Annotated in this window: 15 protein-coding genes; 8 read left to right on the forward strand and 7 right to left on the reverse strand. The window is 68.9% G+C overall.

The window, feature by feature from the left end:
- Positions 1–160: 160 nt before the first annotated feature.
- Genes ubiA through P5F91_RS17180 form a run of 5 tightly spaced genes read left to right on the forward strand, consistent with a single transcriptional unit; the run spans position 161 to position 3932 of the window.
- Positions 161–1093, forward strand: a complete 933-nt coding sequence (gene ubiA / locus P5F91_RS17160; protein ID WP_277907696.1) for a 4-hydroxybenzoate octaprenyltransferase — start codon at positions 161–163, stop codon at positions 1091–1093.
- Complete coding sequence (locus P5F91_RS17165; protein ID WP_145611330.1) at positions 1090–1743, forward strand: class I SAM-dependent methyltransferase; 654 nt, start codon at positions 1090–1092, stop codon at positions 1741–1743. The genes ubiA and P5F91_RS17165 overlap by 4 nt, the downstream gene beginning before the upstream one ends.
- A 56-nt stretch (positions 1744–1799) precedes the next feature.
- Positions 1800–3329, forward strand: a complete 1530-nt coding sequence (locus P5F91_RS17170; RefSeq protein ID WP_277907698.1) for a UbiD family decarboxylase — start codon at positions 1800–1802, stop codon at positions 3327–3329.
- 44 nt (positions 3330–3373) lie between these two features.
- Positions 3374–3613: a hypothetical protein gene (locus P5F91_RS17175; RefSeq protein ID WP_145611328.1), complete on the forward strand. Its 240-nt coding sequence runs from the start codon at positions 3374–3376 to the stop codon at positions 3611–3613.
- 4 nt (positions 3614–3617) lie between these two features.
- On the forward strand, positions 3618–3932 hold the full coding sequence (locus P5F91_RS17180) for a type II toxin-antitoxin system RelE/ParE family toxin (protein WP_145611327.1): 315 nt from the start codon (positions 3618–3620) through the stop codon (positions 3930–3932).
- On the opposite strand, the gene P5F91_RS17185 is transcribed toward P5F91_RS17180, so the two are convergent.
- Complete coding sequence (locus P5F91_RS17185) at positions 3920–4678, reverse strand: copper homeostasis protein CutC (protein WP_277907699.1); 759 nt, start codon at positions 4676–4678, stop codon at positions 3920–3922. The genes P5F91_RS17180 and P5F91_RS17185 overlap by 13 nt on opposite strands.
- Positions 4679–4693: 15 nt before the next feature.
- Entirely contained in the window at positions 4694–5617 is a 924-nt protein-coding gene (locus P5F91_RS17190) for an ROK family protein (protein WP_422394471.1), read from the reverse strand.
- An 89-nt stretch (positions 5618–5706) separates the two neighbouring features.
- Between P5F91_RS17190 and P5F91_RS17195 the strand changes: the two genes are divergently transcribed.
- Complete coding sequence (locus P5F91_RS17195) at positions 5707–6717, forward strand: LacI family DNA-binding transcriptional regulator (RefSeq protein WP_277907701.1); 1011 nt, start codon at positions 5707–5709, stop codon at positions 6715–6717.
- Here P5F91_RS17195 and P5F91_RS17200 read toward each other — a convergent pair.
- From P5F91_RS17200 to P5F91_RS17220, 5 genes are all read right to left on the reverse strand, one after another.
- Entirely contained in the window at positions 6714–7493 is a 780-nt protein-coding gene (locus tag P5F91_RS17200) for a transporter substrate-binding domain-containing protein (protein ID WP_277907702.1), read from the reverse strand. The two genes, P5F91_RS17195 and P5F91_RS17200, sit on opposite strands and share 4 nt — an antisense overlap.
- A gap of 147 nt (positions 7494–7640) precedes the next feature.
- On the reverse strand, positions 7641–8558 hold the full coding sequence (locus tag P5F91_RS17205) for an isoaspartyl peptidase/L-asparaginase (RefSeq protein ID WP_277907703.1): 918 nt from the start codon (positions 8556–8558) through the stop codon (positions 7641–7643).
- Positions 8555–9328: an amino acid ABC transporter ATP-binding protein gene (locus P5F91_RS17210; RefSeq protein ID WP_277907704.1), complete on the reverse strand. Its 774-nt coding sequence runs from the start codon at positions 9326–9328 to the stop codon at positions 8555–8557. Before P5F91_RS17210 ends, P5F91_RS17205 begins: the two co-directional genes overlap by 4 nt.
- 28 nt (positions 9329–9356) lie before the next feature.
- Positions 9357–10028 carry an amino acid ABC transporter permease gene (locus tag P5F91_RS17215; RefSeq protein WP_277907705.1) on the reverse strand — a complete coding sequence of 224 codons (672 nt, stop codon included), beginning with the start codon at positions 10026–10028 and terminating at the stop codon, positions 9357–9359.
- Positions 10028–10735 (reverse strand): amino acid ABC transporter permease, encoded by a 708-nt coding sequence (locus P5F91_RS17220; protein WP_277907706.1) that lies wholly within the window; start codon positions 10733–10735, stop codon positions 10028–10030. Before P5F91_RS17220 ends, P5F91_RS17215 begins: the two co-directional genes overlap by 1 nt.
- 526 nt (positions 10736–11261) lie before the next feature.
- Here P5F91_RS17220 and P5F91_RS17225 point away from each other — a divergent pair.
- Positions 11262–12614 carry a TldD/PmbA family protein gene (locus P5F91_RS17225; protein WP_145611319.1) on the forward strand — a complete coding sequence of 451 codons (1353 nt, stop codon included), beginning with the start codon at positions 11262–11264 and terminating at the stop codon, positions 12612–12614.
- A 79-nt stretch (positions 12615–12693) separates the two neighbouring features.
- Positions 12694–13701 (forward strand): alpha/beta hydrolase, encoded by a 1008-nt coding sequence (locus P5F91_RS17230; RefSeq protein WP_277907707.1) that lies wholly within the window; start codon positions 12694–12696, stop codon positions 13699–13701.
- Positions 13702–13747 lie beyond the last annotated feature (46 nt).

The following is a 13747-nucleotide window of genomic DNA, read 5'->3' on the forward strand; positions in this document are numbered from 1 at the left end:
GGTCTAGATGCGGAACAATCATTCCTTTGTCCATTCTACCATTGAACACTCGAGCATTTTTCAAGGGTCAGCCCGTCCGCCTGAAGGGTGACCGGCCGCCCTTTCTTGACCGCCCTCTTCCCGCTAAGGTCCCTGCAAACACCCGAACAAGGCTTCCCCAATGCCCAGCGAGACCATAAGCGCCGGCCATACCGACATCCGCCAGGGCGACTGGATCGATCGGCATGTGCCCCCCCGCGCCCGCCCCTACGCCCGGCTGGCGCGGCTGGACCGGCCCATCGGCACCTGGCTGCTGCTGCTGCCGGGGCTCTGGTCCATCGCCCTGGCCGCGGAACCCGGCCACCTGCCCAGGCTGTGGCTCATGGTGCTGTTCGCCGTGGGCTCGGTGGTCATGCGTGGCGCCGGCTGCACCATCAACGACATCATCGACCGCAAGTTCGACGCCCTGGTGGAACGCACCCGCGTGCGCCCCATCCCCAGCGGCGCCGTCGGCGTGCCCCAGGCCATCGCCTTCCTGATCGCCCAGTGCCTGGTGGGCCTGGCCGTGCTGGTGCAGATGAACCGGCCCACCATCGTCATGGGCGCCGCCTCGCTGGTGCTGGTGGCCGCATATCCCTTGATGAAGCGCATCACCTGGTGGCCCCAGGCCTTCCTGGGCCTGACGTTCAACTGGGGCGCCCTGCTGGGCTGGGTGGCGGTCACGGGCGAGCTCGCCTGGCCGCCGGTGCTGCTCTACGCCGGCGGCATCCTGTGGACCCTAGGCTATGACACCATCTACGCCCACCAGGATCGCGAGGACGACGTGAAGGTGGGCGTGAAGTCCACCGCCCTGCGCTTGGGCGCCGCCTCCAAGCGCTGGATCCTGGGCTTCTACGCCGGCGCCACGGCGCTGTGGGCGCTGGCCCTGATGGCCGCCGGCGTCCACCCGCTGGCCTACCTGGGCGTGGTCCTGACCGGCGGCATGCTGCTGCGCCAGGCCTGGCAGTGGCGCCCCGAGGACCCGGCCGACAGCCTGGCCGCCTTCCGCGCCGCCCGCGTCGCCGGCTGGGTGTTGCTGGCCAGCATCATCCTGGGCATGGCGGCCGCGTCTTGAGCGACATCGATCGCGCCGCCTTCATCCGCGCCAACACCGCCCCGGAAGCCCCGGCCCTGGTGCCCGAGCTGACGCTGCTGACCGCCACCGAGATCACGCCCCTGTGGCTGGCGACGGAGGAGACGCTGGCGGCCAAGGATCTGCCACCCCCCTTCTGGGCCTTCCCCTGGGCCGGCGGGCAGGCCGTCGCCCGCCACGTGCTGGACCATCCGGAGCTGGTGCGGGGCGCCCGCGTGCTGGACTTCGCCGCCGGAAGCGGCCTGATCGCCATCGCCGCCGCCAAGGCGGGGGCGGCCGCCGTCATGGCGGTGGAGATCGACGCCTACGCCATCGCCGCCATCGGCCTCAACGCCCAGCTGAACGGCGTGGCCGTGACGGCGGTGGAGCGCGACGTGGTGGGCCAGCCCCTGACGGACATCGACGTCGTGCTGGTGGGCGACGTCTGCTACGAGAAACCGATGGCGGAGCGGGTCATGGCCTGGCTGCGCGCCTTGGCCGGCGACGGACTGGTGATCCTGATGGGGGATCCCGGCCGTACATACCTGCCGAAGGACGGTCTGGTTCCCCTGGCCACGTACCGCGTGCCGACGACGCTGGAGCTGGAGGACCGCACCCACCGCGACAGCGTCGTCTGGCGGGTGGAGGCTTGACCTGGCGGGGCCGCATCCGCTCCTTTACCGCCTGACTTCCCACCTGGATATTTCCCATGCCCTACGCCTCCTTGCGTGAGTTCATCGACCGGCTGGAACAGTCGGGCCGCCTGGTGCGGGTCAAGACCCCGGTTTCCACCGTGCTGGAGATGACCGAGATCCAGACCCGCCTGCTGGCCGAGGGCGGCCCCGCCGTGATCTTCGAGAACGTCATCAAGGCGGACGGTACCCGGTCGGAGATGCCGGTGCTGGTCAACCTGTTCGGCACGGTGGAACGGGTGGCCTGGGGCATGGACCGGGAGCCGCACGAACTGCGCGACGTGGGGGAGACGCTGGCCTTCCTGAAGCAGCCGGAGCCGCCGCGCGGCCTGCGCGACGCGTGGGAGATGCTGCCCCTGGTGAAGACGGTCATGGCGATGCGCCCGCGTACGGTGGGCAGCGCGCCCTGCCAGGAGGTGGTGCTGACCGGCGACCAGGTCGACCTTGGCCGCCTGCCCATCCAAAGCTGCTGGCCGGGTGAGCCGGCCCCCCTGATCACTTGGCCCCTGGTGGTGACGCAAGGCCCCACCGCCAACGACCGGGACGGCATGGCGGAGGATCGCTTCAACCTGGGCATCTACCGCATGCAGGTGCTGGGGCGCGACCGCACCATCATGCGCTGGCTGAAGCACCGCGGCGGGGCCCAGCACCATCATCGCTGGAAGGCGGCCGGCAAGCGCGAGCCCCTGCCCGCCGCCGTGGTGCTGGGCGCCGATCCCGGCACCATCCTGGCCGCCGTGACCCCGGTGCCGGAGACCCTGTCGGAATACCAGTTCGCCGGCATGCTGCGCGGCAAGAAGGTGGACCTGGTCGATTGCAAGACCGTGCCGCTGAAGGTGCCGGCCCAGGCGGAGATCGTCCTGGAAGGCTACGTCTCGCTGGACGAGTACGCGGACGAGGGCCCCTATGGCGACCACACCGGCTATTATAATTCGGTGGAGAAGTTCCCCGTCTTCCAGGTCACGGCCATCACCATGCGCCGCGACCCCATCTACCTCTCCACCTTCACCGGCCGGCCGCCGGACGAGCCGTCCGTGCTGGGCGAGTCCCTGAACGAGGTTTTCATCCCCCTGCTGCGCCAGCAGTTTCCGGAGATCATCGATTTCTGGCTGCCGCCGGAGGGCTGTTCCTATCGCATCGCCGTCGTCTCGATGCGCAAGGCCTATCCGGGCCACGCCAAGCGGGTGATGATGGGCGTGTGGTCCTTCCTGCGGCAGTTCATGTACACCAAGTGGGTGATCGTCGTGGACGACGACATCAACGTCCGCGACTGGAAGGACGTGATGTGGGCCGTGTCCACGCGCATGGACCCGGCACGAGACATCACCGTCATCGAGGGCACGCCCATCGACTACCTGGACTTCGCCAGCCCCGAGTCCGGATTGGGCGGCAAGGTCGGCCTGGACGCCACCAACAAGCTGCCCCCCGAAACCCACCGCGAATGGGGCGAGAAGATCGCCATGGACCAGGGCGTGGTGGAGGAGGTCAGCCGCAAATGGGCCAGCTACGGCCTGCCGGGGAGTGGCAAGCCGATCTGGCGGAAGTGAGGCATCCACTGGCGCAACGGCAGCCCACGGCATATGCTGGGGGCATGGCTGAAACCATCATCCGTACCACCGTCGACAAGCTGTCAGACGAACTCGCCCCCTTCGCCGGCAACCGCCGCGTCGAAGTGCGAATCATTGACGCGACGGAGGAAGAGGCGGAAGCCCATATTCGGGCCATACTCCAGGCCAGAGCATCAGATGGGCAAACACCTATCCCGGCGGAAAAGGTGTTCGGTGACCTGAAAGCCCGCTTGCTCGAAATGAAAAAGGCGCAGGCTCAGTGAGCCTATGCCGAGAGCCTTCTTCCATCCCTTGGCTGAGCAAGACCTGAAGGACATCACTTATTTCATCGCCCAGGACGACGTGGATCGTGCGCTCGCGTTCGCTGAAGAACTTGAGGCCATCTGCCAGAAGCGCGCTCTTTTTCCCGCCGCCGGAAAGGCTTGCGACCATCTTCTGTCTGGCGGCCGTTGTTTCCCTTACAAGAACTATATCATCTACTACCGCTCAGTCCCCAAACTGAACGCGATCGAAATTCTCCATATTCTTCATGGTGCTCGCGACCATGAACGCATCATGCGGGACGAGCATTACGGCCACTGATCGGCCTCGATGTCCCGGATCGCCGCCGCCAGCCACATGACCGTCGCCGCGTCCGTCTCCCGGGCACCAGGCTGGACGAAGCCGAAGTGCAGCAGGTGCTGGTCCACCACCGCCGGGGCCATGCCGCAGGAGGCGTGGACCTCGGCCACCCCGGTCTGGCGGATGAGGTCGACGGCGTTGTCGGGGGTGACGCCGCTACCGGCCATGATGCTGATACGGCCCTGGGCATGGTCCACCAGCTCGGCGATGGTCTCGGCCCCCTCAACCGCCGTGCGGGCGCCGCCGGAGGTCAGCACCCGTTCGAACCCCAGTTCGATGGCGATATCCAAGGCCTCGATGGGGTCGGGGGTCAGGTCGATGGCCCGATGCAGGGTCATGCCCAGGCCGCCGGCGCGGTCCACCAGGATGGACAGGGCGGCCGCGTCTAGTTCACCGCTGGGCAGGCTGGCGCCCAGCACCACGCCGGGCAGGCCCAAGGCCCGCACCGTGTCGATATCATCCCCCATGACGTCCAGGTCGGCGGGGCCATAGACGAAGTCGCCCGGCCGGGGACGGATCATGGCGTAGGCGGGCCGCCCGCTGGCCGCCGCCAGCGCCATCAGGCCGCGCGACGGCGTCAGGCCGCCCACCACCAGGGCGGCGCACAACTCCAGCCGGTTGGCACCCCCCTTGATGGCGGCGGCCACCCCCGCCGGGCTGTCCACGCACACCTCAAGCCGCACGCGATTCGCATCCACCCGGGTCATCCCCGCCGTCCCCTTTCAAGCCCTGTTCCGTTCCAGCCACCGGGCGCCCAGGATGGCCGCCCCCAACATGCCAGCCGCCCCGCCCAGCGCCGTGGGCACCAGCAGCGGCGTGCCCGTGCGGCGCAGGATACGGGCGCGCACGGCGGCGTCCAACGCCGAAACAAGGGCGGCGTCGGAGGACAGGCCGCCGCCCACCGGCACCAGGCCCGCACCCACGGCGTTCACCACCACCGCCAGGGGATCGGCAACCAGATCGACATAGATGTCCATCGTGCGCGTGGCGTCGCGGTCGCCGGCATGCCACGCCGCCGTCAGCGCCTGGCTGTCCAGCCGCACGCCGTGCAGGGCGTGGTGCAGGCGCTCCAGCCCCCGGGCGCCGCCAATGGTGTCGACGCAGCCCGCCTGGCCACAGCCGCAGGGGAGGCGGGCCAGGGTGACGCTGGGGTCGCCCGCCACCTGCTTCACCACCGGCCCGTGGCCCCATTCCCCAGCGCCCGGCACCAGGCGGCCCTCCACCACCAGGCCGCCGCCCACGCCCGTGCCCAGGATGATGCCGAAAACGGTGTCCTGGCCGCGCGCCGCCCCCACCATCGCCTCCGCCAGGACGAAGCAGGCGGCGTCGTTGCCCACCACCACGGGGCGGCCGAGCGCCGCCGTCAGGTCGGCCACCAGGGGCGTGCCCGTCAGGCAGGGGATGTTGGCGCAGCTGGCCAGTCCCGTCGCGGGGTCGATGTCACCGGCCAGCGCCAGGGCCACCGGCGCGTCCTCGGGCCCTGGCGCCTGATCGATCAGGCTGGCCAGCGCCTGGACGAAGGCGGCGCGGTCGCGTGCCGGCGTCGGCACCCGACCGACACGGGTCAGCGCCCCTGTCACCGCGACATCTGTACTGGCTGTCCCCAGGGAAATGTATGACCCGCCGATATCGAAACAGTATATCAAGATTGAAATCTTCTTTCGTTAATGTGCCCGGTTTTATAGGAAACCGCCGGCACCTTATCGGCGTTGGGAAAGAATGGGGAATGGTTGGGATGGACGGGAACGGAACCGACAAGCTGTGCGCACCCCTTCCAGCCAACCCCACCATCAGCGACGTGGCCGAACGGGCCGGCGTGTCGCGGGCGGTGGCGTCCCGGGCGCTGTCTGACGAACAACGGCCGGTGTCGGCGGAGAAAAAGGCGCGCGTGCTGCAGGCGGCGCAGGAGCTGGGATTCCGCCCCAACCTGCTGGCCCGCAGCCTGACCACCAAAAGCGTCAACTTGGTGGCCGTCGTCGTCAACCACATCCATGACCTGAGCGACCTGGATCTGTTCGATCCCCTGCTGGCCGCCGTACAGAACATGGGCAAGCAGGTGATTTTCATCCGGGTGGGCTCCAGCGACCGGGTAGAGTCCTTCCTGCGTACCGGCGTCGCCTATCACGTCGATGCCGCCATCGTCTTTTCCGATTTCGCCGATGCCGCTACCGCCCGCACGCTGTTCCGCAGCGACCAGGTGCTGATGCTGAATGGCAGGCACGATGACGACTCCCCCGCCGTCATCCCCGATGAGCGGGTGGGCATCGCCGAAGCCATGGCCCACGCGGCACGCCAGGGGGTGAAGAGCGCCGCCCTGGTGACGGGCCGCCTCACGTCCGTCCTGGAGCAGGCGCGCATCCGCTTGTACCACGCAGCCCTGGCGGCCCAGGGCATCCGGCTGACGGCCAGCCTGCAGGGCGACTATTCCTATGCCAGCGGCCACAAGGCGGGGGAGGAGCTGGCGCTCACACCCCGTCCGGACGCCATCTTCTGCACCTCCGACGCCATGGCCATGGGCGTGCTGGACCGCCTGCGGGCGGACTTCCCCCAGGGCCGCGCCACCACCACCCGCCTGTATGGCTTCGACAACCTGTCGCTGACGGATTTCGACGCCTATCCCATTTCTTCCATCGGCTATGACAAGCAGGCCTATGTGGCGGCGGTCATCGCTGTGCTGACCGGTGCGGCCACCGGCCCCTGGCCCCTGACCCTGCCCACGCGCTTCCATCCCCGGCTGACCGGCTAACTGGCCGACAGCGCCGGAACGGCAGCGTCCCGGCCCCACCATTTGCGATAGTTCGCCTCATACGCCCCGGACTTGATGTAGTCGGCGACGAAGCCGTTCAGCCAGCGCAGGAATTCCGGATCGCCCTGGGCCAGGCCAATGGCGATGGGCGCGTTGGAATAGAGGTCGGGCAGTATCTTCAAAGTGGGATAGACGCTGGCCAGATAGTCCATCATGGATGAATCCTCGATGCCGGCGTCCACCCGCCGCTGCACCAGCAGCAGCACGCCATCGGGCGCAAAGCTATCGGTGTGCACCAGCTTCGCCCCCGGCACAGCCTGGCGCAGGAAGGTCTCCCCCGTCGTGCTGCGGCCCACCACCACCCTCTTGCCCGCCAGATCCGACAGCTGGTTGATGCCGGCGCTTTTCTGGACGATGACGCGCAGGCCCGCGCGGTTGTAGGGGATCGTGAAGGCGATGGTCTTGGCGCGTTCCGCCGTGGCCGTCAGGTTGGCCACCGCCACGTCGATTTGGCCCGACACCAGCATGCTGACCCGCGCGTCGCCGGAAACGTCGGTGTATTCCACCCGCACCCCCAGCTTGTCCGCCAGGCGCTTGGCCACGTCCACGTCATAGCCGGCGGGCGCGTTGCGGTCGTCGCGGAAGCCCACCGGTTCCCCACCCAGCGACACCCCCACGCGCAGCACGCCGCGCTGGCGGATATCCTCCAGCTTGCCGGCCCAGGCGGGCGTCACGACCAGGAGGGCGGCGAGCATGAGCAGCAGCTTGCGCAGCATGAGAATTCCTTATGCGATCCTCGGACGCCGGACGCCGCCATCCGGCGACTTGGCTTCCTCCGTTTCCAGTCCACCGCGTTCCCCGAAAACCTCCGGCGGACACAATCGTGTCCGACAGCGGCGTGAGCCGCGTCCCATGCCGCTGGGTTAAACCGTGCGGGCAGTGCGTTCTTCAGGGGCGGACAGCGACGGATCCCAATACCAATAGCGGATGGCGGGACCGCAGCGGAAGCTGACCACCTCATGGTTGCCGTGGGCGTCCAGCGCGTGGATGACCACGCCGGCCAGGAAGCCCCCGCGCAGCTCCGCCAGGTCCGCCACCGCCAGGTCCACCGCCTCACGCAGGGATTTGCCCAGTTGCAAGGCCAGGACGATGGCGCGGGCGGTGCCGCAGCGCACCGTCATCTCCCCCGTATGGGTGCAGGCGGCGGCGCCGAAACGGCTGTCGGCGTAGAAGCCGGCACCGGCGACGGGTGAGTCACCCAGACGGCCGGGGTACTTCCACGCCCAGCCCGAGGTGCTGGTGGCCGCGTGCAGGTCGCCGCCGGCATCCCGGCCCAGGAAGACGGTGGTGTCGCGCACCCGCTCCGGATCGGTGATGGCGCGGCTGAGCGGCGCCAGCGGGATGTTGGGAAAGGCGGCGAGGTCATCGGGCGGCAGCTCCTTCTCCAGCCGCGCCCACCACACCCGGCGCGAATCCTCCAGCAGCGTCGGTTCCACGTCGAACCCGCACTCCAGGGCGAAGCGGCGGGCCCCGTCACCGGTCAGCAGGGTGTGCGGCAGGCGGCGCATGACCTGCAGGGCCACCGCGCTGGCCGGGATGACGTCGCGCAACGCTCCGACGGCCCCCACTTGGCGGGTGCCGCCGTCCATGACCCCGGCATCGAATTCCATCTCCCCCAACATGTTGGGCCACCCGCCGTAACCGACGCTGCGCACCGTCGCCTCACGCTCCACCCGCGCGATGCCGGCCACCAGGGGGTCGGGGCCCCGCTCCCCCGCCCTCAGGTGATCGACGGAGGTCTGGAACCCGGGCCAAGCCTCGGAATTTGCGATCAACATCATGCGGGAATCTCGGCAAGGGGGGCGGCGGGCGCCATCTTGGACAGGAATTGACGGATGCGCGGATGGGCCAGGCCCCCGTCCGCGGCGAAGAACTGGTCCCTGGGCAGGTCGACGATCAGGCGCCCCTGGTCCAGGAAGACGATGCGGGTGGAGATGCGCCGGGCGAATTCCACCTCATGCGTCACGAACAGCATGGCGGTGCCGGCCCCTCCTGGTTGACGGGTCGCCAGTTTCCCCAGGATGGCCAGCACCTCCGCCGTCATCTCGGGATCCAGCGCGCTGGTCACCTCGTCCAGCAGCAGGTAGCGCGGATTCATGGCCAGTGCCCGGCAGATGCCCACGCGCTGACGCTGCCCGCCCGACAGCTGGCCTGGATAGGAGTCGGCCTTCCCCGCCAGCCCCACGCTGGCCAGCAGGGCGCGGGCCTGACCGTCCACCTCCGCCTTCGGACGCTTCAGCACAAGTTCCGGCGCCAGGGTGATGTTCCGCAGTACGGTCATGTGGGGGTAAAGGTTGAACAGCTGGAACACGGTGGCCGACAGGCGGCGTGCCTGGGCCAGCTGGCGCGGGTCGGCCACGTCCAGCCCGTCCACGGTGATGCGGCCGCCATCCAGTGTCTCCAACCCGTTGATGCAGCGGATCAACGTGCTTTTGCCCGACCCGCTGGACCCCAGGATGGTGACCACCTCCCCCGGCGCCACCGTCAGGCTGACCCCGTCCAGCACCGTGTGGGCGCCAAAGCGCTTGACCACGCCCTCCACCGCTATCATGCCCTCATCTCCCTAAAGCCCCAGCCCCCTAAAGCCCAAGCGGGGCGGCATGGGCGCGCAGCCGCCGTTCCCATCGATTGCCCAGCAGTGTCAGCGTCTTGGCCGCCGCGAAATACAGCACGCCCACCAGGGTCCACACGGCGAAAGGACGCAGGGTGCGCAGGTTCAGGATGTCACCGGCCTTGGTCAGGTCGACCACCCCGATGACGGAAACCAGGGAGGTCACCTGCAGCTGGTTGACCGCCAGGCCCACCAGCGGCGCCACCGCGAAGGCGAGCGCCTGGGGGCCCAGGATGTGGCGCACCTGCTGGACACGGCTGAGGCCGAAGACGCGCGCCGCCTCCACCTGGTCCCGCCCCACCGCATCCAGGCCGGCGACGGCGATGAAATAGACGAAGGCCGCCGTGTTGGCCGACAGGGTCAGGCCCGCGGCGAAGACGGGCGTCAGCGGCTGGTGGATCAAGGCCGGCACACCGAAGAAGACCAGGAACAATTGCACCAGCACCGGCGAATTGCGCAGCAGCTCCAGGCCGGTATGCAGCAGGGTGCCCAGCGCCGGCACACGGAAATGGCGCAGCACTGCCGCGGCCGATCCCAGGACCAGCCCGATGAGGAAGGTGCCGGCGAACAGGCCCAGGCTGACGCCCAGCCCCTGGGCCAGCAAGGTGCCGTCATGCCAGGTGAAGCCGGCGTGCCGCATCAAGCCGTCCCCCTCATCGCCCCATGGGCCACCCCGGGGGCCGCCCCGTTATCCGCCATGTGCCGGTTAAGGCGCCGATGCAGGGCGTCGATTCCCATCGACACGGCATAGGTCAGGCCGGCGTAGGCGGCCAGCAGGAAGGCGTAGACCTCGAACGGGCGGTAGGTTTCCGACGCCACGCCCCGGGCCGTCCCCGTCACCTCGTCCAGCGTGATCATGGACAGGATGGAGGAGCTGAGCACCAGGTTCACGAAGACGGAACCCAGGGGCCGGATGGCGGTGCGCAGGGCGATGGGCAGGACGATGCGGCGGATGATGGCGAGCCGGGATAGGCCGCCGACCTTCGCGGCCTCGACCACCCCAGGCTCGATCGCCAGGATGCCGCTGCGCACCACGTCGCTGCCATAGGCGCCGCCCACCAGGCCGAGCGCCAGCACCCCGGTCCAGAAGGCGTCGATGTACACGCCCACCTCGGGCAGGCCGTAAAACAGGAAGAAGACCTGCACCACGAAGGGCACATTGCGGAAGACGTCGACATACAGCCGCGCCAATCGCCCCGCCCAGCCGCGCCCCACCGCCAGCACCCCTAGCGCGGCGGCCAGCGCAAAAGCGGCGGCGATACCCAGTGCGCACACCTCCGCCGTCAGCCAGGCGCCCGCCAACAGCGTGTCGAGATGGGACGTCAGCACCGTAGGGTCGAAGGGCAAAGGCGATTCCTGTTGGTGAAATCGGTTTCAGTTCTAGGAGCGTATCACCCGCACCGTCCTCAGCACCATGGGGAATCCACGTCGCCGATGCCAGAAAAGAAAACAGGGCCACGGGGTTGGCGCCCGGGCCCTGTAAGGTTGATGGACTACTTCCGGGAAGAAACCCGAAAGGTTGACCGAACGAACCGGGGCGGCAGATCCCCGTAGTGGTCCATTCGACCGACCGAATGCGTCAGGCGGGGCAGCCTTCGCGCATTGGTCTGGGGAACCTAGACCCGGTCGGTAACAAACGGATGTCACTTGTTGATAGGCTAAGAAACAAATCGTTGCAATTGTGCTTTCAGTTACCTTTCAGAAACATTTCCGGCTATGGGCCGGCTTTTCCACCGCGCGAACGCCTTCACTCAAGGTCAGGCTTCCCCCGGGGCCCCGCCACCTGGCAAGCTGGCACCGAATGCCCACATGTGGCCTTGCCCCTTTGGTTTGCCCTGGGGGACCGTGACCTAAGCCTGGAGCTTGCGCACCCATGCCCCCCCTGCCCCCCGACGCCACCGCCGCCGGCATCCTGGACGACCTGCTGACCCTGGCGCGCAAGGCCGGCGCGGATGCCGCCGACGCCCTGCTGGTGGACAGCGCCGCCATGTCCATGAGCCAGCGCCTGGGCAAGCCGGAGGAGGTGCAGCGCGCCGAATCGGGCGACCTGGGCCTGCGGGTGTTCGTGGGCAAGCGCCAGGCCATCGTCTCCTCCACCGACCGCAGCCCGGCGCTGCTGAAGGAATTGGCGGAGCGGGCGGTGGCCATGGCCCGCCTGGTGCCGGAAGATGATTTCTGCGGCCTGGCCGATCCCGACAGCCTGGCCCGCGATTGGCCGGACCTGGACCTGTGCGACCCATCCGAGCCGGTGGCCGAAGATCTGCTGGCTCAGATCGCGGAGCTGGAGGAGACGGCGCTGGCCGTGCCCGGTGTCAGCAATTCCGAAGGGGCGGACGCCGGCTGGTCGCGCTCCACCGTCACGCTGGCGGCCAGCAACGGCTTTTCCGGCGGCTACAGCGTCAGCCGCCGCAGCCTGTCCGTTTCTGTCCTGGCGGGCAGCGGCACGGGCATGGAGCGGGACTACGACTATCATTCGGCCATCTATGCCGGTGATTTGGAGTCGCCCGTCACCATCGGCCGCCGCGCCGGTGAGCGGGTGGTGGCCCGCCTGAACCCGCGCAAGGTGGCGACCCAGGCCGTGCCCGTGGTGTTCGACCCGCGCGTGGCCGGGGGTCTGGTCAGCCACCTGACGGGCGCCATCTCCGGCGCCGCCATCGCGCGCGGCACCAGCTTCCTGAAGGACAAGATGGGCCAGGCGGTGTTCGCGCCCGGCATCACCATCGTGGACGACCCACACATCCGCCGCGGCCTGCGCTCCAAGCCCTTCGATGCCGAGGGACAGGCCAACGGCCGCCGCAACCTGATCGACGGCGGCGTGCTGACCACCTGGCTGCTGGACTGCCGCTCCGCCCGCCAGCTGGGCCTGGCCTCCACCGGCCACGCGTCGCGCGGCACCGGCGGCCCGCCCGGCCCCAGCGCCACCAACGTCTATCTGGCGCCGGGCGAGGAGACGCCGGAGCAGTTGCTGGCCGACATCCGCCAGGGCTTCTACGTCACCTCGCTGATGGGCAGCGGCGTCAACGGCATCACCGGCGACTACAGCCGGGGCGCCTCGGGCTTCTGGATCGAGGACGGCAAGATCGCCTTCCCGGTGGCCGAGGTCACCATCGCCGGCAACCTGAAGGACATGTACCTGACCCTGCGGCCGGCCAACGACCTGGAATTCCGCCACGGCGTGGACAGCCCCACCCTGCGTGTGGAAGGCATGACGGTGGCCGGCACCTGACGCGGGCTGGCATTCCCGCCGCCCTCTCGGCTAAGTTACCGGTAACAGAAACGGAACAGCCTTGAGGGAGGCAGCCCCCATGACCTTCACCCTGAACCGCCGCGGCCTGGCCCTGGCCGCCGTGGCCGGCGCCGTCCTGGCGCAGTCCGCGAAGGCGGATGGCACGCCCGCGACCGACCTGGTGCAGCTTTCGCGCCAGCGCCGCGACCCGGACGTGCTGCTGCCCCTGTGGCCCGGCACGCCGCCGGGCGGCGAGGGCGTGACCGTCAAGGACATCGTCACCGACCATGGCCCCGTGGGCGGCCCTCCCGACCGCTCGGCGGATGGCGTGTCCATCCCCACCCTGGCCTTCTTCCGCAGCGCCAGCCCCGGCCCGCGCGCCACCATCCTGGTCATCCCCGGCGGCGGCTACTCCAGCGTGTGGTTCGATAAGGAGGGTTATGAGATCGCCCGCTGGCTGAACGCCACCGGCCTGCACGCCGCCGTCCTCACCTACCGCCTACCGGCGGCGGGCTGGAAGAACGGTGCGGATGTGCCGCTGCAGGACGCGCAGCGCGCCATGCGCCTGCTGCGCGCCAAGGCCAAGGCCTGGGCGGTGGATGGCGGCCGCATCGGCATCATCGGCTTCTCCGCCGGCGGCCACCTGGCTGCCAGCCTGCTCACCCGCCACGACGCCACCGTGTACACGCCGGTGGACGAGGCCGACAAGCTGCCGGCCGGCCCCCAACTGGCCTGCCTGGCCTATCCCGTCATCTCGATGGATGAGTCGCTGACGCATCCGGGCTCGCGCCAGCATCTGCTGGGCAACAGCCCATCGGCCGAACAGGTAAGGGCCTATTCGCCGGACCAGATCGTGCGGACGGGCACCTGCCCCACCTTCCTGTTCCATGCCGCCGATGACGACGCCGTCCCCGTGGGCAACAGCCTGGCCATGTTCCAGGCCCTGCGCCGCCAGAACGTGGCGACGGAAATGCACATCTTCGAATCCGGCGGCCACGGCTTCGCCATCCGCGACACGCCGGGCCGTCCCGCCGAACCCTGGCCGGATCTATACCGCCGCTGGTTGAGCCGGCATGGGTTTGTGTGAGGTTTGCAGTAACGGCGGCAGGGGAAGTCCTGCCGCCGGTTCGCTG

It is taken from the genome of Nitrospirillum amazonense, assembly GCF_029594735.1.
In the GTDB taxonomy this organism is placed as follows: Bacteria; Pseudomonadota; Alphaproteobacteria; order Azospirillales; family Azospirillaceae; genus Nitrospirillum; species Nitrospirillum amazonense.